Consider the following 21500-nt stretch of genomic DNA (forward strand, 5'->3'; position numbering starts at 1 on the left):
TTAAAATTGTTTTGCTGTTAAATAATCCAATTCAGCTAATTTGATGTAAAAAGTACTTGTACTTGACAGCTGCATTTTTTGATACTTCAATAATTCTTGTTGCATCCGCAAGACTTCTTCAAAATCTTTGTTTGAATTGCTGTAATAGGAGAACATCAAGTTTAAACTTTTAGAGAGTGTTGTTACTTGCCCTTCATATAATTTAAGTAAATCACGTTCTTTCTCTAATTCAAAAACAAGTTTGTAGTACGTCCCATTCAGTTTGTTTTCACTGGCTTCTTTTTGAAAAGAATAGCTTTCTTGCATTAATTTAGCTTCGCTCACTGCTGCATTATACTTCTTTCTAAAAATGGGTAAACTGACCGTTAACATTGGCATAATCATGTCTTTTCCTTCATTATTCATACCGCTACCCATAAAAACGTATTCTACTCCAATACCAAAATTTGGTAAACCTTGTTTTCTGGCTATTTCAATTCCTACTTCTGAAGCTCGCTTTTTCAATTCCAACTCTTGCAGCAGCGGGTTTGTCGCGATAGATTCCTTGCGGTATCCAAGAGGTAATTCAATCACATTGAGTTCTTGCGCCATTTCGATTTTTTCATCATACTTTCTGTTGAGTATGCTGTTGAGCCATGATTTAAGAGCAGGTTCTTGTTTGTTTAAAATTTCCAAATTAGTTTGCGATTCCTTAATCATAATATCTACCCGCAAAACATCCACTAATCCTGTAGTTCCATTTTGAAATTTTGCATTAGCAATATTCTTGTAGGATTCTAAAATCTTAATGTTTTCTTGCTCGATGTTTTTCATTTTATTTAGTTCGTACAAAGGATAGTAAACAGTCGCGACTTGATAAAACAACTGGCTTTTTGAGTTCAAAAAAGCTTGGTATTTACTTTCTGCCAATAAGGTTGAAGCATTTTTCTGCGCTTTTAAAGTGCCAAACCAAGGAAACATTTGTGACAAGGTCAGTCGCATGTTTTCAGGAGATGCTGGTGAAACGAGATACTCCATTGTAAGACTTGGGTCAGGTAAGGCGCTTACTTGTGTCACTTTTTGCAGTGAAGCCTCAAACTCTTTGTACTTTGCTTTTAGTTCCGGATTATTTTCCGACGCAATGGTATAAAATTCATTGATAGATTGCGCTTTAACGTTGAAAGCAATAAGTAGCAGTGGTATAATTAGTATTTTACGCATTTCTTTTTTCTTTATTTTTAATAACCGTTTCTCTCCAATACGCCTGTAACACCGGCACTACAAACATGGTCATGATTTGAATGGTCATACCACCGAATGTTGGAATTGCCATGGGTATCATAATGTCAGAACCTTTACCTGTTGAGGTTAAGACTGGAAGTAGGGCAATAATCGTTGTCGCTGCAGTCATTACTGCAGGTCGCACTCGCATTTTACCGGCTTCAACAACGGCGTTACGCACTTCTGTTACCGTTTGTGGATTTTTTTCTTCAAAAACTTGATGAATATAAGAACCCATAATTACACCATCATCTGTTGCAATTCCGAATAATGCAATAAAACCAACCCATACCGCGACACTTAAATTGATGGGATGCATTTGAAATAAATCGCGCATGTTGACGTCTGCAACTGCAAAATTCATAAACCAATCCTGACCGTAGAGCCACAGCATTATAAAACCACCTGCAAAAGCCACAAATACGCCCGAAAAGTGAATGGAAGAAGCGATGATTGTTTTGAACTGGAAATACAGCAATAGGAAAATCACACCTAAACAGATTGGTATTACAATAGAAAGCCTTTTCATTGCACGAATTTGGTTCTCATACGTTCCTGAAAATTTGTAGTTAATCCCTTGAGGAACTTTTAATGCACCCGAATCAATTTTAGCTTGTATTGCTTTTTGTGCATCATTTACAACATCCACTTCTGCATAGCCATCGTTTTTATCAAACAGTACAAATCCTACTAAAAAAGTGTCTTCACTTTTGATGGCTTGTGGTCCTTTTTTGTATTCAAATTGTACCAATTGTCCTAAAGGAATTTGTGCACCTGTAGGAGTAGCTACTAAAATTTTACCCAAAGCTTCTGGACTGTCTCTTAATTCTCGTGGATAACGGACTCTTATTGGATAGCGTTCTCGTCCTTCAACTGTAGAAGCTATTTTCATTCCTCCAATAGCTGTTTCTATGGTTTGCTGGATATCTTCTACATTCAAGCCAAACCGAGCAATTTTTTCGCGGTCGATGTTCAGATGTAAATAAGGTTTTCCTACAATTCTATCTGCAAATACGGCTTCTCTCTTAACGGATGGAACTTCCTTAATAATGGATTCGAGTCGCAATCCAAACTCTTCAATGGTTTTTAAATCTGGACCAAAAACTTTTATCCCCATGGGAGCTCGCATTCCCGTTTGAAGCATTACTAAACGCGTTTCAATAGGTTGCAGTTTTGGAGCGGATGTCACTCCTGGAATTTTTGACGCTTTTACAATTTCATTCCAAATATCATCTGGAGATTTAATGATGTCACGCCAATTTCGATAGAACGTGCCGTCGTCATCTTGGATTAGATTTTTAATTGTAATGGCTTGTTTTAAAGCTTCATCATGCGTCAAACTGTCTCCCGATTTAGTAATAAATCGATTGTCATCGTCTGTTTTGAATCGCATTCGATGGCCTTTATCATCCAAAATATATTCAGGCTTGTAATTGATAATATTCTCATACATAGAAATCGGTGCGGGGTCTAATGCACTTTCCACACGACCTAATTTACCAACAGCCATATCCACTTCGGGAATATGATTTAGAATCATATCGAGTTGGCCAACTACCTTTCTATTTTGTTCCACACCGGCATGTGGCATTGAGGTGGGCATTAATAAATAACTTCCCTCATTCAAAGTTGGCATAAATTCAGAACCTATTCCTGGAAAGGCATGCGAAGGTGTCGACCAAATTTTAGTGTTTCTAATATTGAATCCTAATTTATCAAAACCTTTTGCCACCACTCCAAATGTGCTGTCAAAACCTATCCATATTATAATTCCAAACAGTAATGTAACTAGTGGAAGCATCAAGAATTTTCCTTTGTTTTCAAGACACCATCTTAATACAGGTTCATAATACTTAACAATCGCCAATAGTGCAGAAAGAATAATTCCTAAAAGTACAATTACAAATAGATAATTCCCTATTACACTAATTTGTGGGCCTAAAGGCATCCATTCTTGTGTTAGAAAGAAGGAAATAATGAACAGGACGAGTACTAAATTAAAATGTTTAGTGTAGGACTGATATTTTTGAGGTATTCTGTGATTAAAGAGGTCATAAATACCCATCAAAGTCAGGGCTAGTGGAAGCCAAATCTTAAAGTAGATACTTAATAATATTCCAATGGAAATGAATACGTATCCCCAAAAACGTTTTACTCTTTTTTTATCGAAATCAATTCCAAAAATATAGTTTGCTAAAGAAGGAAGTACTACTAAACCCAAAACAAAAGCACCCAACAACGCGAACGTTTTAGTAAATGCTAAAGGTCTAAATAATTTTCCTTCGGCAGATTCCATCATAAAGACAGGAATAAAACTGACTACTGTTGTGGCTAAAGCAGTTGTAATTGCCGAAACAACTTCGGTAGTGGCTTCATAGATTACCTGCATTAATTTTGCACCACTGACCCCTTTGTTTTCTGGCATCTCTAGGTGCCTAATTATATTTTCAACAAATATAATTCCAACATCAACCATTACTCCAATAGCAATCGCAATTCCTGAAAGCGCAACTACATTGGCATCCACACCAGCATAGCGCATCACTATAAAGGTTAATAGTACACCAACGGGAAGAAGACTTGAAATAATTAAAGAAGCTCTTAAATTAAAAACCAAAAGTAAAACAACTATTATACTGATTAAAACTTCGTGTGAAAGAGCAGTTTCTAACGTGCCAATTGTTTCGTGGATTAATTCTGTACGGTCGTAAAAGGGAATAATAGTGAGTTGACTTACGACACCATTTGCTAAAGTTTTTTTCGGCAATCCGGATGCTATTTCGCTAATTTTTGTTTTGACACCATTAATTACCTCTAATGGATTAGAACCGTAACGTGCAATTACAACACCTCCAACAGCTTCAGCACCACCTTTGTCTAAAATACCTCTTCTCGTTTCTGGGCCTAATGCAACTACACCAATATCTTTAATACGAATAGGCACATTATCTTTCACAGCTACGACTGCTAATTCAATGTCTTCTACCTTTTTGACATACCCTAAACCTCTGACTAAATATTCGGCTTGGTTAATTTCAATTGTTTTTGCACCAACATCTTTGTTTGATTTTTGGACGGCGGTCATTACCTGCATCAAACTTATATTGTAGGCTTTCAATGCATCTGGATTCACATCTACTTGATATTCTTTAACAAATCCACCAATTGATGCGACTTCAGAAACACCTTTCACGGCATTTATACCATATTTTATATAGAAATCCTGTGCCGTTCTAATTTCTTGCAAATCCCAACCACCGGTTGGATTCCCGTCTTTATCTCGACCTTCAACAGTGTACCAGTATACTTGCCCTAAAGCAGTTGCATCTGGACCTAACGATGGTTTTACATTTTCAGGTAAAAGGCTACTAGGTAGTGAGTTTAGTTTTTCAAGTATTCTAGAGCGTGACCAATAAAATTCGATGTCGTCGTCGAATATGATATAAATGCTGGAGAAACCAAAAATAGAATTACTTCGAACCGACTTTACGCCTGGAATGCCCAGCATATAAGTGGCCAAAGGATACGATATTTGGTCTTCGATATCTTGCGGAGAACGACCTTGCCATTGCGTAAACACAATTTGTTGATTTTCTCCAATGTCTGGAATTGCATCAACAGACACTGGGTCAGATGGGATAAATGGAATGTTCCATTTAAAAGGAGCCGTGGCAATACCCCATACAATTACAACTGCAAGAATCAACACAGTTACTAATCTGTTTTCTAGGAAATATTTTATTATTTTATTTAACATATACTTTGTGTTAAAAGCCTACTTATAGGACCTTATTTATGATTACTGTAACTAAACTTAAAATGTCTTTTGTAATAGTAAAGCAGTTCGGCATTACGATTCAAAACAATGAATATCATTAGTAGTAGTAGGCTTTAGACCATATTATTTTGAGTACAGTTTTTGTTGAATTATTTTCACGACTTAGTAATTAATTCATTTCTGCGCTCTTCCTATGGAGAATGGTTAGTCTTATGAGTACTTCCACACTGATGCATTACTTTGTATGGATTTATAATCTCTGTCACGTTGCTTATCCAATAATCCGTTTTACCATTACCATGCAGTTCACAATACTCATACTATTGGTTTTGGTTAGTGCCAAAAGTTTTAATTAATTATAGTTTCTACTGTCTTACCACAGCTTATCATTTGTGAGCCGTAATATGGGTTTTTGATATTGTTTTCTTTGCTTAACCAATTGGCTCCTTTTCCTCCATTTGCCATCGGACAAAATTGATAATAAACTGGAGTTTCATATTTGGAAACTTTTATTAAACTGTACATGTTTTTTGATAGAGAGAGGAACAATGTTCTTTGTTTTTTGATGTCCTGTGTTTCAGAAATACCCTTGGAATCGACCTTTAAATCTTTCAACACTTGCATAAAAGCCATGTGAACATCCATTGATAGCGCGTCCATTTTTACATCACTTAAGGAAGTTAGTATCACTTTTGAAGCATTTGAAGCAGTTTTGCTGTCCGTATTCGTTAATGCATCTTTCAATAAGAAGTAATTGTCGAAAGTTGCCGTTAATGGACTCACTATTTGTTGTTCAGAAGTTGTTGCGCCAGTGTGGTTAGAATGCGCATTTTGGTTCATATCCATTTTAGGTTCTACCACTGTAACTTTAGTTTTGGCCGCTCGGTCGTATTGACAACAACCGTGAAGTGTGTTGTAAGCTGAATCAGGCGCAAGAAATTTTTCACTGTCGTAACCTGCTAGAGCGATACGTTTTAGTATTTCATCTGGATTTGTTTTTTGCGAATCATAAGTTAAAACAGCCAGTTTAGTGTCTTTATTCCAATCCACTTTGGCTACTTTATTAATGTTACCTGCTTTTTCTATTGTGGATTTACACATATCGCAGTTTCCAAATATTTTAGTGGTTTCAGTTTGTGCATTTTTAATTTGCGCATTAGAAATTGTGGCTGACAACAATAGGATTATTGCTGTCACCATTTTTTTTAGTGAGTTCATTGTGAAAATAATTTGAAGTTGAAACAGGCTAGAGCTTAACTAAATAATAGCAATGACGCCAATATTTAATAATTTTAAAAAGCTGAGAAAAAAATGATTTTAAAGGATGATTTGCTTTAATTTTGACGCACTATTGGCTGTCAAAGATTAGATTTATCCTATTTTAGGAATAAGCCAGATTGAAGAGTAACCAGCAGAAGTGAAGGATACTGATTGATGAAATTTTTGTTTTTCAGTAGAAAAATTAAAAATATCATCTTGAATTTCAAATTGTACTGCAGATGTAATTCCAATGTTTACGGAGGTGCTACTACATAAAGCGTGTCCACATTTACCATTACAACCGTTGTGATTTTTACCGTTTGAATGAGAATTATTATCGCAACAATCTTTCTTTTCAATTGAAGACGACATCTCTTTATCGCAGGATTTTTTTGAGGAATTATTTTCACAAGCAATAGTTGAAGTTGGCATCAGTAAGAAGCCAAATAGAACTATTAATAAAATGTGAAATTTTTTCATTTGGAGTTTATATTAATCAAAAGTAATAAAATTTTATCGGACATGCTAACTTAGCCTACACAGAAAGTTAAGAAATAATCTTAATTTTAGCCTATGGAAGAAGTCCGCAAAATTTATGACAAAGCTTTTAAAGAAAAAGCCGTTCAATTGAGTTATGAGAGAACAAATGTATCAGAACTGGCAAGAGAGGTGGAAATAACAAGTCCCCAATTACATACAGACCGCAAAAGTTCGAGGAATTTGGAGAAGGAAGTTTTCCTGGGAAAGGAAATTTAAAACTCACTCCCGAGCAAGAAAAAATCCACGAATTGGAGAAAAGACTCAAAGATGCCGAGTTAGAACGTGATATATTAAAAAAAGCAATCGGCATTTTTTCCATGAGCGGTCGATGATTTATAGTTTCATTAAAAACAATGAACAAGTATACCCGATTAAAAAAATGTGCAAAGTTCTACAAGTGAGTAGTGGAAGTTATTACCGATGGAAAAAACAATCAATTACCGCAAGACGACAGCTAAAAATTATTATAAAAGAACAGATAACATTGATTTATTTTGCAGCGAAACAAAGATATGGAAGTCCTAGAATAACATTGGAATTACAGCATTTAGGTTATAAAGTTTCACGCATTACAGTTGCAAAATATATGAAAGAACTTGGCTTGCGAAGTAAATTAAGCAAAAAGTTCAAAGTTACAACCAACTCAAATCATAATTATTTAGTTGTCGAAAATGTATTAAATAGAGAGTTTATTGTAAAAATGCCTTCAAAAGTTTGGGTTTCGGATATTACTTATATCCAAACTAAAGAGGGGTTTGTATACCTGACCACTATTATGGATTTATACGACAGAAAAATTATTGGTTGGAGTTTAATTCACCCAATGAATACAGAAGAAACTACGCTTGGAGCTTGGAAAATGGCGGTTAAAAACCGAGATGTCGATGAAGGTTTGATTTTTCATTCTGACAGAGGTGTCCAATATGCCAGTAAAAAGTTTGTAAATGTTCTTGATTCCTATAAAAAAATAACCCGCAGTATGAGTCGTAAAGGAAATTGCTGGGATAATGCTGTGGCGAAAAGCTTCTTCAAATCTTTGAAAACGGAATTGATTTATGGGAACAAACTGATTTCTAAAGAACAAATGAAACTGGAGATCTTTGAATACATTGAAATTTGGTGCGATAGAAAAAGGAGACACTCTGCTTTGAATTATGCAACTATTGAAGAATTTAACAATCAAATTAATTACAAAAATGTAGCTTAACTTATACTGCAGGTTTTATTTGCATATCCAGTATCTTATAGAAAATAATCTCGAGCAGCTAGAAAGTGATTTAAAAGAACTAAAACCCTTTGAGCGTATCAAAGTAATTTTAGAGTTAAGTAAGTTCGTACTGCCTACCTTGAAAGCGGTAGAGTTTAAAGGAGAAGAAAGCGAAAACGGATTTAAACCAATTAGCATAAACATAAATATGCCTAATATTCCTGATATTGGAAACAGAAAATAAATATGCCTAATGATGACAATTAATAATATTGAAGAGCTTAAAGATTTTGTACTAAACTCAAAAGTAAGTTTAAAAGACAAAATAGAAATTGTAAACCTTTGTTTAAATGTTATTATAATCGGTAGTATTGAAAGCAAAAAGGAACTTATTATGCTGGTAGATAAAAATAAAAACAATAAAGATAAATTGATTGTTTTAGGCAAAGGAATTAACCCTTTGGATCGAGAGTTGATTTATAGCGAAATGAAGAATCAGCCCGAAATAAAAAGGATATTTGATGAATTAGAAAAGTACTATTAAACCTTTCAATTGAGAGGTTTTTTTATGCTTCAAAACCTGATAATACAAAAATAATATAAATACTAAAACAAAAAATCCTTAAAACGCTGATAATCAACGATATTAGGGATTTAAAAAGTGACCCCAAAAGGACAAATCACGCACCTTTTTATGGAGGATTTAAAGCTATTGGCTTATTATATGTAGTTACTATCTTTCATTGGCTTTATGAATTTGGTTTGGATGTCTTGTTGGGGTTAAAATTTTAAAAACGTTAATTCTTTTAATTTCGATTTTTATAGAGCGTTTAAAAAATGAGTTTTATGAAACTTAAATTTGGTAGATTTTAAAATCGGATTAAAATAACAATAAACAATTATATCTGGTTCTGTCGTGACTAGTAATAACTACATAACAAGAGTAATAAAACATTAATAAAATTAGTTCTAATACTGCCGCTATTAAAGTCTATAATAAGCTTTCTTCCTCAAAGATTATAATCCGACAGTGTAAATATCTCAACACTGTTTTTAGAAAAGGATCATCGTTTTATCAAGTGGCATATAAAAAACGCTTTAGGCTTTAGAAGTTTTGAATCGGACGAACGAATCTTGAGAGGAATTAAAGTTGTGCATGTACTTAGAAAGAATCAGATGGTTAGACCAGGGATCAGTATGATTAAATCATTCTGTGAATTGGTGGCCTAACTTTTAAATTACTTCAATTCTTATATTTGATTCTGACAGATGCGACAGAACCTAATATCCCTATTGTAATCGTTAATCGTTAAATCTACCAAAAATGAGGCTTTTTTATCACAGTTTGATATAATACTATTGCTTTACATTGCAGAAAGAAAATAGATTTGTATAAACAGTTATCAATTAAAATAAATTCAGATGAATCTTAAAAATAAAATTCTCTTTATAGCGCTACTCTTTATCTCAATATCGTCTACAGCAAATGATGTTAGTAAGAAAACGACTTTGTATCAGTATTGGGGTAGAGTAGAACATTTAGAAAATGGAAATGTAGTTTTGATTGGTGCATCTTCTTCTATAACTTTTGAATTCTCAGATGAAAATATCGAAGTTTTTTTGCAAAGTGGCAACGGCAGCGAACATCGTAATTATGTTTCTTTTGAATTGGATGGTGTTAATTTAGGTCGGTTTGTGATACAAAAAGATGGCGTAAATACTATTCCAATAAAAACAACAAAGAAACAAGCTGTTCATCGATTGACGATTTATAAAGCTACCGAAGCGTCAAGTGGTGCGATAGTCTTTTCGGGAACAACGGCACATCTAAAAAAATTTAAAGCTCAAAAAAAGAAGAAAGTCGAATTTATAGGAGATTCAATCACCTGCGGATTTGGAAATGATGCTTCATTATATCCGTGTGGTGAAGGCGAGTGGTACGATCAACACAATGCTTATATGTCTTACGGTCCGCAATTGGCTAGAGATTTGGATTTTGATTATGTGTTGAGTTCTGTTTCTGGAATCGGAATCTATCGCAACTGGAATGAAGAGCAGGAAAACGAAGCAGTAATGTCCGACGTTTACGAAAATTTGCATTTAAATAAAGACAAATCAAAACCATATAATTTTGATTTTCAGCCTGATCTCGTAAGTATATGTTTGGGAACAAATGATTTATCAGATGGAGATGGGAAAAAAGAAAGACGTCCTTTTAATGAAGACAAGTTCGTAAATAATTACATTGAATTTATTAAAACGGTGTATGTTCATGCTCCTAAAAGTCGAATAGTTTTGCTAAATAGTCCGATGATTTCGGGTGATCGTAATGCGATTTTAGTTCGTTGCTTAAACCGTGTCGCAGCTGCTTTTGCAAACGATAAAAAGCATTTACCTATTGCAGTGCATTTATTTACAGAAATGAAACCTGGTGGTTGCGGCTCTCATCCTACTATTGCTGATGATACCGTAATGGCAAATCAACTTACGGCTGTTTTTAAAGAATTGCTACATAAAAAGTAAAGAGTTCTTTCTTGAGTTACAATTCGCAAATATCTTCGAACTACAAAATAAACCATGTTCCATTACGGTACTATTTAAATGTATAAGACAATGAAAAAATTCCAATTAATTCATATTATTTTTTTAGGACTGTTTGTATTAACCGCTTGTCAAAAAAAACAAAAAGAACACGAAGTACACACAAATACTGTCCCAAATCAAACTAATACTATGAAAGTAAGTTCTCTTGATCCAACAAATTTTAAAGAAAAAATTAATGGTAAAGAAGTTAATCTGTATTGGATAAAAAATAAAAATATTCAAGCTGCTTTTACAAATTATGGAGGTCGCTTAGTGAGTTTATATGTAAAAAATAAAAATAACGAATTTGTCGATGTTGTTGTTGGTTTTAAAAGTAACAAGGAATACCAAGAATCTACAGAGCCTTATTTTGGCGCCACAATTGGTCGGGTGGGAAATCGCATTGCAAAAGGAAAATTTACTTTAAACATTGTAGAATATACCATTCCTATTAATAATGGGGAGAATAGTTTGCATGGAGGAACGAAAGGATATCAAGATGTAGTCTGGACTGCGAGTCAGCCCGACGCGCAAACTCTTGTTTTAACTTATCTTTCTCCAGACATGGAGATGGGTTTTCCTGGTAATTTACAGGTAAAAGTTACGTATAGTGTAACAAACGACTCAGAATTAAGGATGGAATATCAAGCTACAACAGATAAGACTACAGTTGTAAATCTTACTAACCACGCCTTTTTTAATTTGAATGGAGAAGGAAGTGGAACAATACTAAACCACATGGTACAATTTAATGCAAAAGAATACACGCCAGTTGATTCGGGTTTAATTCCGACAGGTAAGATAGAATCGGTGATAGGAACTCCGTTCGATTTTATAAAACCACATACTATTGGGGAACGAATTTTAGAAAAAAACAACCAACTGGAAAATGGAGGAGGTTACGATCATAATTTTGTATTAAGCAGTACTAGAAATAATAACATGAATCATGTTGGCTCTATAACTGGAGACTTATCAAAAATAGTACTGAATGTATTTACCGAAGAACCAGGTTTTCAGTTCTATAGTGGAAATTTTATGCAAGGCAAGAATACGTTTAAATCTGGTTCAAAAGATGAGTACAGAACTGCCTTTGCTCTAGAGACTCAGCATTTTCCTGATGCACCAAATCAGCCAAATTTCCCCTCAATAGTGCTGAGAAAAGGCGATTTGTACCGCAGTACTTCAGTTTATAAATTTTCTTTATAGTTTTTCTTCTTTAATTATAAAAACAACTGCTAGGCTAACCTTACAAAATTAAATAAAACCTTTTCTTAAATTCAACTTACCTATTTAAGGTGTCAAACAATGAGAAGCATTCTTTTTCGAATGCTTTTTAATAAAAAAATCTATAACTTATTAGTTGAATCGTTTCTAAATTAGAACGTTACAGAAATTTGCTCAAATTCATTCTTATGTGCTTTTCGTACCTTAGAAATGGTTTTTTTAACATATAAAGGAAAAATTGTATCGGTAACTGACAAAATTTGATTACACACAACACGAGATTCCTGCTTAAATTTGAATTTCGCTATTCTTTCTGTTTTATTTCAATTATTAATAATTTTTATAATGTTTTTTTACATTAATTTTAATATTTGACCAGTTTAGAATAAATGAGCACTAATAACATAACTTTTAAAACCAAACTATGAAAAACAATTTATTTAGAAATTTCCTGCTAATGGGAGTTTTTTTACTCTGTGGCTTTGCTCAAGCACAAAGTATAACGGGAACAGTTTCCGAAACACTGGGACCTTTACCAGGTGCTAGTATATTGGTAAAAGGAACAAATAATAGTACGCAAACCGACTTTGATGGTAGATATAATTTAAGTAATGTGTCAAAAGATGCAGTGTTAGTTATCACCTACATCGGATTTGTAAAGCAAGAGGTTGCAGTGAGTGGAAGAGCAACAATCAATGTAGTATTAAAAGAAGATGCTCAATCTTTAGATGAAGTTGTTGTAGTGGCTTATGGAACTTCGACAAAGAAAGATTTAACAGGTTCGGTTGCAACTATAAAATCAGAACAATTAACTAGTTTTCCAAGTACGACGGTCGATCAGGCATTACAAGGAAAGACTGCAGGAGTTCAAGTTACCCAAAATTCTGGTGCACCTGGAGCTTCTATGTCGGTTAATATTAGAGGTATTGGTTCTTTTGGGAACACGACACCACTTTATGTAATTGATGGTTTTCCTACGCAAGATATATCGTTTTTAAACCCAAATGATATTGCATCGATAACTGTTTTAAAAGATGCTTCTGCTTCTGCTTTATACGGAGTTAGAGCTAGTAATGGTGTAGTGATTATAGAAACAAGAGGTGGTACAAGAAATAATATGGTTGTTTCTGTAGATACTTGGACTGGAGTTCGTGCAAGTCCAAAAAATATTGAAATGCTTAATGTGCAAGAATTTGCAAACTACGCGACACAAATTGGTACGGCTCAAGGTAAAGCATTGTTGCCAGAATGGAGCAATCCTAGCGCATTGCGCAATGTAGATTGGCAAGATTATGCATTTAAAAGTGCGCTAAGTCAAAGTGTAAATGTAAGTGTTCGTGGCGGAAGTGATAAAATGCGCGCTGCTTTTACTGCTGGACTTTTAGATCAAGACGGAATTGCTTTGGCATCATCGTACAAACGTTATAATGTTGGTTTGAATATGGATGCTGATATTACTGATAAATTCAAAGTAAAAACAGATTTAAAATATATTTACAGCGAACAGTTTCAAAACTTAACTCCTGGTTATTATAATTTATTGAAAGTTTTTGCTAATGTACCGTATTTATCAGGTTCTACAGATACAAATGTTCCGTACGATGGAAGAGGAAATTATGGTGCTTTTACAAATTCAGAATTAATTGCTCCAAGCTCAAATGTTTTGGCGGGTGCTTTGCGTCCTGACAATGATAATGGAAAAAATGTAGTATTAGGAAACTTTAGTGCAGAGTACGATATTATTCCTGGGTTAAGTGCAAAAGCTAATTTAAGTTTTCAATCGCAAAATTATGCAGGTTGGAATTTTGCTCCAAGCTATTTTGCAACCACTAACGACAAAAATCCAACGGCTTCTTATAGCATTACTCAAAATACTTCAAATGAATACATTGCTGAAGGAATTTTAGACTATAATAAATTATTTGGAAAACATAAAGTAGGCGTGTTGGCAGGTATTTCATCGCAACAAACAAAATTTAAATCGGTTTACGTAAATGGTCGTGGATTTTTAAATAACGAAATTCGTGACATGTCGCAAGCGGCTACAATTACCGATAGAAGTGGAACTTCGGGAACGAGTACCTTGGCTAGTACATTTGCTAGATTGAATTACAGTTACAACAATAAATATTATGTAACAGCAACGGTTAGACGTGATGGTGTTGGAGATCGCTTTGGTGCAAATAATTTGTACGGAGTTTTTCCATCGTTTGCTGGAGGCTGGAATATAGACGAAGAAGAGTTTATGAAAAATAGCGGTTTCAATGTGCTTAAGCTACGTGGTAGTTGGGGTGAAACAGGTAGTTTTTTAGGAATTGGACCTTTTGAATATTTAGGAAATTACAACAATGGAACAAGTAATGATGATGCAGGTTATGTTTTTGGAGGTAATTTAGCTCAAGGTTTACAACCTGTTTCTTTGGCTAATCCTGACTTAAAATGGGAAACACAAATTCAAACCAACATTGGAATTGATATTGAAGTCCTAAACAAAAGATTGTATTTGACAGCAGATTGGTTTAATAAAGAAGCTTCTGATTTCTTATTTCAACAAGCAATTCCTTCACAAACTGGATTTACTACTAAATCTATTAATGGTGGAAATGTAACCAATAAAGGAATTGAATTGATTGTAGGTTACCGTAAAACAGAAGGCGAATTTACGTGGGATGTTTCGGCTAATTTTACTAAAATCAAAAATAATATTCAAGAATTGGTAGGAAGCAATCCGTACGTAATTTTTGACACTGACTTTGCTCCAGGATTTGTAGACAACTGGCAAGGGGTAACTCGTTCGTATGTTGGTAATAATGTGGGTACTTTTTACGGATACAGAGCAGAAGGGATATTTCAAACAAAAGGAGAAATTGATGCATTAAATGCGGCGGCTCCTGGAGGTTTATATCAAGCGGCGGGAACAGCGCCTGGTGATAGAAAATTTAGAGACTTAAATGGTGATAAAAAAATTACAGGAGAAGATAGAGAAATAATCGGTAGCCCTTTTCCAGATTTTTACGGAGGAGTAAACTTTACAGCACAATACAAAGGTTTTGATTTGGGTATTGAACTTTACGGAAGTTATGGTAATGATATCTTAAATTTTGCTCGTGTAGAATTAGAAACTTTTGGAGGGTACGGACTTACAAATGCGTATAGTAACATTAGTAAAGAGTACAGAAACCAAGCGTGGACACCAGAAAACAAGTCAAACACTTATTCTCGCGCAGTAATCGAAGATGTAAACAAAAACAACCGTGTATCTGATCATTATGTAGAAGATGGTTCTTATTTACGTTTAAGAAACATTAAATTAGGATACAGTTTGCCAAGTGAGTTTATTGCAAATGTTGGCTTAACTGCAGCAAAGTTTTACATCAGTAGTCAAAACCCATTTACGCTTACAAAATATACAGGTTGGGATCCTGAAATTGGTGAAGTTAGAGACAATAACGGAAAAGTGGGGGTTCAAGCAAGAGGAATTGATAATGGAGCTTATCCAATAACGAAGTCATTTACTTTAGGTGTTAATCTACAATTTTAAAAAATTAAAATCATGAAAATTAAAATAAGTAAAAATAAAATAGGGATGGTGGTTGCGTCACTGTCTGCAATTTTCGTGTTGGGTTGTTCAGACGAATTTCTCCAAGATGAAAAAAAAGACGGTCTTACCGATAAAGTAGTATACAGTTCTCCAGAAACAATTATCGCTGTTGTAAACGGTATTTACGATACTTTTCAAGCAGATCAATCCGAGTATATTGTAAAAGGAGTCTTTTATCCAGCGAACTTTTTAACGCAAGATTACATCAACGTTGGTGCTGATACCTTTTTTGAAACTTTTGAGATACCAACGACTTTTGGCGCTTTTAATAAGATGTGGATTCAAAATTACAGAGGAATCGGACGTGCAAATACAGCACTTGCCAATATTGATCCAGCCATTAAAGCAGGAAATATTGACTCAGAATTAGGGAATCGCTTAAAAGGAGAATGCTACGCAATTAGAGGAATTTTATATTCTCTTTCTGCTACAAATTTTGGAGGTATACCTTTAGTATTAGAACCTGCTGGAGGAAAAACAGATGCTTTTGCACCAAGAAATACACAAGATGAGGTTTTTGCTCAAATTGTATTAGACATGGAAGAAGCAGTTAAAGTATTGCCTTGGGAATATGATGCAGCCAACAAAGGGCGTGTGACCAAAGGAACCGCTTATGCTTATATGGGAAGTGCTTATATGTGGTTGAAGAAATACGATAAAGCAATCGAAGCCTTTGAAGCCATGAATGGACATTATCAATTAGAGCAAAACTTTCTTGATATTTTTGCGTACAAAAACAAAAACGGAAAAGAATCAATATTTGAAATTCAATTGTATGATGAAAGTGGAGATTTAAGTTGGGGACGTAATGATAATGTATCTAACATTCAGTCATTTTGTATGCCAAACGAAATTAATGGTGGTGGTTATGCAGGTGCTTCAAAAGCATATTATGATTCATTTGAAGGTGGAGATTTAAGAAAAAGTGCTTCTGTTATAGGACCTGGAGAATCACACCCAGATCCATTAATAAAAATTTCCGACTATCCTAAAATTAAATCTAATTATGGCGGTATGAATACCGTTGGTACCGTTGCTAAGCCGTGGGTTGGTGCTGACGGATTACCAGGAAGACAAGGATATTATAACGTAAAAACATGGAGAAATCCAAACACAGATGGTTGGGGAGGTCCAAATATATTTAGTGGTGCCAATATTATCATCTTACGATATGGAGAAGTTTTATTAGGATTGGCAGAATCGTATCACAAAGTAGGTAACGATGCTAAAGCAATGGCAATAGTAAAAGAAATTCGTAAAAGAGCAGGGCTTACTGCAGTACCAACTGGTAATATGATCGATGTAATTATTGCAGAATACCGTCATGAATTGTCTGGTGAATATTCACTTTGGGGGCTTTTAAGAAGAAGTGGCGAGCAAGTGCGTTACTTAAAAGAAGAGTACAATGTGTCGATTCCTGCAGGAAAAGATTTAATGCCTATTCCGCAAGAGCAGTTAGATTTAAATCCAAACTTGGTTCAAAATCCAGGTTATTAACGATAAGTTTGTTTAGTAAGTTAGTTCCTAAAAAGGGGTTGTCAACAGTAGGCAATCCCTTTTTTTTGTCTCGTACCTATCTGAAGACGAGATTATAAATGGAGTAGACGCGACTTTAAAAGAAGTTTTCAGGTCCATTTTTCTTATAAAGACAAAGATTTTAATGTAAAATAAAATTTAGCATTAGGGATTGATAAAATAGTACCACGCTTAATCGAAATCAAACTATATTTTTACGAATTACTAATTGCCTGTTTGTAGTGATTCTGTTATAAATTGGCTTTTAAATTTTATTAATACCAAAAAAACTCTTCCATGATTACGATTTACAAAAGAAAAGTCTTATTTGCTAGTTTTGCTTTGTTGCTTGTTTTTTTTAGTTGTTCAAAAATTACCACCTACAAAAAAAACGGAAACTACGTTACCTATCCAACAGCAAACGGTCAATTACAAATAGTTGTTTGTAATGAAAACATCATGCAAGTAAAATATACACTTGCAGATAAGTTTGATACTAAAAAAAGCTTAATACTAGACGACAATGCCTTTACTCCAACTGCATTTGATGTAACAGAGACTAGTGATGAAATTACAATTGCAACAAAAAAGATAAAAGCAAAAATAAATAAAGCCACAGCTGCGGTATCTTTTTTTGACGAAAATAATAAAGCGATTCTTAAAGAAGTAGCCACTGGTGGAAAGAAAATTGAACCAAATAGTTTTGAAGGATTTCAAACACATTCGGTTAGTCAAAAATTTGAGTCACCAGACAACGAAGCACTTTATGGATTGGGTCAGCATCAAGATCGATTGTTAAATTTAAAAGGACGCGATTTAGATTTGTATCAGCATAATACAGAAGTATATATGCCTTTTTTTATGTCAACAAGTGGATATGGTTTATTATGGAATAATTATGCACACACGAAGTTTGGAGATCCAGATGAAATTAAAGCAATTCCTGCGAATAATTTATTGGCTTCAGATCAAAAAGAAGGCGGTTTAGATGTAGTCTTTTATAGTGACAATGCCTTTAAAGAAAAAATAAATACCGAAGATTCAAAAACAAATACACTTGCAATTAAGAAAGAGAATCCCGTACAATCAGCACGATACTCTGGTTATTTGGTAGCTGAGAAATCGGGTGAGCATGCGTTTTACAGTTATGCAGATGGAACCTTCAGATTAAAAGTAAATGGTTCTTTGGTTTTAGACAATTGGGCTCCTTATGCGAACGCACGTGATATGGGACTTATTCAATTAGAAAAAGGAAAAAAATATAAAATTGAAATCGAGTGGGAGCGCTTTCATAAAAACAACTCTTTTCAATTAAAGTGGAGAGAGCCTCATCCTACTTCCGAAACGTCTTTATGGTCGGCTTCGGGTAACGAAATTAATTATTTTGTTATTGCGGGTAAAAGTATGGATACCTTAATATCGGGTTACAGAACTTTAACTGGAAAAGCAACACTTTTACCAAAATGGGCAATGGGCCTTTGGCAAAGTAAAGAACGCTACAAAACACAAGATGAAGTGTTAAATGTGGTGCGTGAATATCGAAAAAGACAAGTTCCGCTGGACATTATTGTACAAGATTGGCAGTATTGGAAAACTCATCAATGGGGATCGGCGACTTTCGAGCCAGCTCGTTTTCCTAATCCAACCGCAATGATCGATACCTTGCACAAAGAATTAAATACTAAATTTATTATTTCTGTCTGGGGTAAATTTTACCGAGATAGCGATAATTTCAGAGAATTACATAAAGCCGGATTTTTATATCCTAAGCCACTTGAAGAAGGGCTTGTTGATTTTTTACAATTCAATTTTTCATATTATGATGCTTTTAATCCTGAGGCTCGAAAAATGTATTGGAAACAGCTTAATGAAAAGTTATATGCTAAAGGTGTAGACGGTTGGTGGATGGATGCCGCTGAACCAGAAATGCCAGATCATGATGCAACACCAGATAATATGGCGCATTTTATGAATCCGACTTACGAAGGTCCTGGATTTGCAAATCTAAACGCTTTTCCTTTACAGCATAGTAAAGGTGTTTTTGAAGGGCAGATGGAAGTTGACCCCGATAAGCGATTGGCTATTTTAACGCGCTCATCTTTTGCTGGTCAACAAAAATATTCAACAATTGTTTGGTCTGGAGATATAGCTGGAGAGTGGAATAATTTAAAAGCGTCAATTCCTGCTGGTTTAAGTTTCTCCATGTCAGGTATTCCGTATTGGACAACCGATACAGGCGGATTTTGGGTAAAATACAAAGGCGGAAATCAAAATCCAGAATACCGCGAATTGTTTACAAGATGGTATCAGTTTAGTGCATTTTGTCCCATATTTAGAGTTCACGGTTCCGATACACCGCGAGAAATATGGTTTTTTGGAGATGAAAAATCAGATACATATCAAACACAGTTAAAGTTTAATAAATTACGTTATCGTTTGATGCCCTATATTTATACGTTAAATGGAATGCTTAATACCCACGATTACACCATGATGCGTGCGTTGGTAATGGATTTTGCAAATGACACAAAAGTACATGATATTAAGGACCAGTACATGTTTGGACCTTCGTTTATGGCTTGCCCAGTTACCGATTATAAAGCAACTAAAAGAGATGTTTACTTACCGAAAGAAACCAAATGGGTTGATTTCTGGACAGGAAAAACCTTTGATGGTGGACAAACAATTAGCACGGTTGCTCCATTAAATGAAATGCCTTTGTACCTAAAAGCAGGTTCTATCGTTCCGTTTGGTCCTGATGTACAATATGCTTTAGAAAAACCAGCAGATACAATTGAACTTCGAGTGTACACTGGTGCAGACGGTTCGTTTTCTTTGTATGAAGATGAAAATACCAACAACAATTATTTAAAAGGAAAATCAAGTTCGATTCCGTTTCAGTGGAATGAAACTACTCAAACCTTGACTATTGCTAAACGAATTGGTTCATTTGACGGAATGCTAAAACAAAGAACTTTCAATATTGTTTTTGTAAATGAAACGAATGGAAAAGGAAGTTTAGTGAGTTCAAAAATTGACAAAAAAGTAACCTATTTAGGAGAAGAGATTCAAATTAAAAAATAACCTACTGAAATAATTTTTGACTGAAAGTTGTGGTTAAGCTTAAACCTTCAGCATAAAATTTCATCACAATCATAAAAATTATAAATACTTCACTATGAAAATAAGAGTAATTAAAAGCACTTTACTAATAACGTTTTGTTCGTTGTTCTTGACCTGTCAATCGCAACAAGAATTTGTAAAAGTAAAAGATACTAATTTTACAATTGACGGTAAAACCCATCATTTTGTGGGTGCTAATTTTTGGTTTGGTGCCTATTTAGGAGCTGATACTGATTATGGAAATAGACCGCGTTTAATTCGAGAATTAGATCAATTAAAAAAGAATGGAATAACCAATTTACGTGTCGTTGCAGCTTCTGAAGAATCGGATTATGGACTTCCTTTAAGTCCGCCTTTCCAATATAAAAACGGAACCTATAATGAAAAGCTGTTAGAAGGTCTTGATTTTTTACTTGATGAAATGGGCAAGCGAGATATGCACGCCGTGATGGTTTTAAATAACAACTGGGATTGGTCTGGCGGAATGGGGCAATATGTTTCGTGGATTAATAAAACGCCTGTTATTGACCCTTCGGTAAATAAAAACGAAACTTGGAATGATTATTTAAAAGAAGCAGGTAAATTTTATGAGTTGCAAGAAGCACAAGATATTTACAGAAAGTACATTAAAATGATCGTAAATCGTACCAATACTTTTTCAAAAAAAATGTACAACAACGATCCTGCAATTATGTCATGGCAATTGGCAAATGAACCACGTCCTTCTGTTGATGGCGATCCTGAGGGAAAAATGAAAATTTTTACCAAATGGGTTGATGGAACAGCAGCTTATATCAAGTCAATGGCACCTAAGCAATTGGTCTCAACTGGTAGTGAAGGAAGTCAAGGAACATTAAATAGTTTAGAGTTTACCTATCGAGCGCACAGTGGTAAAAACATCGATTACGTCACTTTTCACATGTGGCCAAAAAACTGGGCTTGGTACAAAGCAGAAGCACCAGATATGGAGAATGCGAAGAAAAAAACAGTTGCCTACTTTGATGAACATTTGGCACTTGCAAAAAAACTAAATAAACCAATTGTTATGGAAGAATTTGGTTTTGTGAGAGACGGTGAGAAATTTTCGCCTGATAGTCCAACTACTGCAAGAGATGAATACTACACATTTGTGCTGGACCTTTTAAAAAATTCTGTAAAAAATAATGGAACTCTTGGAGGTCTTAACTTTTGGGGATGGGGCGGAGAAGGTCGTGGTCAACAAAAGGACTATATGTGGAAAAAAGGAGATATTTCCTTTACTGCAGATCCATACAGTGAAGCGCAAGGATTAAATTCTATTTATAATACAGACAAAAGCACCATAGAGCTAATTAATAAAAGCGCAAAAGAGATTCAAGAATTATCTAGAAAATCAGATCAGAAATAAAGCTAATACAAACCAAAAT

Annotated in this window: 14 protein-coding genes; 10 read left to right on the forward strand and 4 right to left on the reverse strand. The window is 34.5% G+C overall.

The genetic code is table 11. The features are described from left to right. The 4 genes from ACRASX_RS09995 to ACRASX_RS10010 all read right to left on the reverse strand — a co-directional run bounded on the left by ACRASX_RS09995 (position 1) and on the right by ACRASX_RS10010 (position 6778). Entirely contained in the window at positions 1 to 1200 is a 1200-nt protein-coding gene (locus tag ACRASX_RS09995) for a TolC family protein (protein ID WP_432221103.1), read from the reverse strand. Beyond that, a complete protein-coding gene (locus tag ACRASX_RS10000; protein ID WP_432221104.1) occupies positions 1193 to 5017 on the reverse strand; it encodes an efflux RND transporter permease subunit in 3825 nt (1274 codons plus the stop codon). The genes ACRASX_RS09995 and ACRASX_RS10000 overlap by 8 nt, the downstream gene beginning before the upstream one ends. A 369-nt stretch (positions 5018 to 5386) precedes the next feature. After that, positions 5387 to 6256, reverse strand: coding sequence for a DUF3347 domain-containing protein (locus ACRASX_RS10005; protein WP_066305705.1), 870 nt, complete (start codon positions 6254 to 6256; stop codon positions 5387 to 5389). A gap of 153 nt (positions 6257 to 6409) precedes the next feature. Continuing rightward, positions 6410 to 6778 (reverse strand): hypothetical protein, encoded by a 369-nt coding sequence (locus ACRASX_RS10010; RefSeq protein ID WP_066305703.1) that lies wholly within the window; start codon positions 6776 to 6778, stop codon positions 6410 to 6412. A 93-nt stretch (positions 6779 to 6871) separates the two neighbouring features. Between ACRASX_RS10010 and ACRASX_RS10015 the strand changes: the two genes are divergently transcribed. The 10 genes from ACRASX_RS10015 (at position 6872) to ACRASX_RS10060 (ending at position 21481) form a co-directional block, all read left to right on the forward strand. Continuing rightward, positions 6872 to 7054 carry a hypothetical protein gene (locus tag ACRASX_RS10015; RefSeq protein ID WP_432221105.1) on the forward strand — a complete coding sequence of 61 codons (183 nt, stop codon included), beginning with the start codon at positions 6872 to 6874 and terminating at the stop codon, positions 7052 to 7054. A 112-nt stretch (positions 7055 to 7166) separates the two neighbouring features. Continuing rightward, on the forward strand, positions 7167 to 8045 hold the full coding sequence (locus tag ACRASX_RS10020; protein WP_432221106.1) for an IS3 family transposase: 879 nt from the start codon (positions 7167 to 7169) through the stop codon (positions 8043 to 8045). 19 nt (positions 8046 to 8064) lie between these two features. After that, complete coding sequence (locus tag ACRASX_RS10025) at positions 8065 to 8289, forward strand: hypothetical protein (RefSeq protein ID WP_432221107.1); 225 nt, start codon at positions 8065 to 8067, stop codon at positions 8287 to 8289. Between the two features lie 9 nt (positions 8290 to 8298). Continuing rightward, a complete protein-coding gene (locus tag ACRASX_RS10030; RefSeq protein WP_432221108.1) occupies positions 8299 to 8589 on the forward strand; it encodes a hypothetical protein in 291 nt (96 codons plus the stop codon). Between the two features lie 878 nt (positions 8590 to 9467). Further along, positions 9468 to 10568, forward strand: coding sequence for a GDSL-type esterase/lipase family protein (locus ACRASX_RS10035; protein ID WP_432221109.1), 1101 nt, complete (start codon positions 9468 to 9470; stop codon positions 10566 to 10568). A gap of 90 nt (positions 10569 to 10658) precedes the next feature. Beyond that, positions 10659 to 11837: an aldose epimerase family protein gene (locus tag ACRASX_RS10040; protein WP_432221110.1), complete on the forward strand. Its 1179-nt coding sequence runs from the start codon at positions 10659 to 10661 to the stop codon at positions 11835 to 11837. A 442-nt stretch (positions 11838 to 12279) separates the two neighbouring features. Then, positions 12280 to 15396, forward strand: coding sequence for a SusC/RagA family TonB-linked outer membrane protein (locus ACRASX_RS10045; RefSeq protein WP_432221111.1), 3117 nt, complete (start codon positions 12280 to 12282; stop codon positions 15394 to 15396). A gap of 12 nt (positions 15397 to 15408) precedes the next feature. Continuing rightward, a complete protein-coding gene (locus tag ACRASX_RS10050) occupies positions 15409 to 16953 on the forward strand; it encodes a RagB/SusD family nutrient uptake outer membrane protein (RefSeq protein WP_432221112.1) in 1545 nt (514 codons plus the stop codon). Positions 16954 to 17268: 315 nt separating this feature from the next. Next, positions 17269 to 20055 carry a TIM-barrel domain-containing protein gene (locus tag ACRASX_RS10055; protein WP_432221113.1) on the forward strand — a complete coding sequence of 929 codons (2787 nt, stop codon included), beginning with the start codon at positions 17269 to 17271 and terminating at the stop codon, positions 20053 to 20055. A 94-nt stretch (positions 20056 to 20149) separates the two neighbouring features. Next, on the forward strand, positions 20150 to 21481 hold the full coding sequence (locus ACRASX_RS10060; protein WP_432221114.1) for a glycoside hydrolase 5 family protein: 1332 nt from the start codon (positions 20150 to 20152) through the stop codon (positions 21479 to 21481). Positions 21482 to 21500: the final 19 nt, after the last annotated feature.

The sequence above is a fragment of the Flavobacterium sp. TMP13 genome, from assembly GCF_050847115.1.
Lineage (GTDB): Bacteria > Bacteroidota > Bacteroidia > Flavobacteriales > Flavobacteriaceae > Flavobacterium.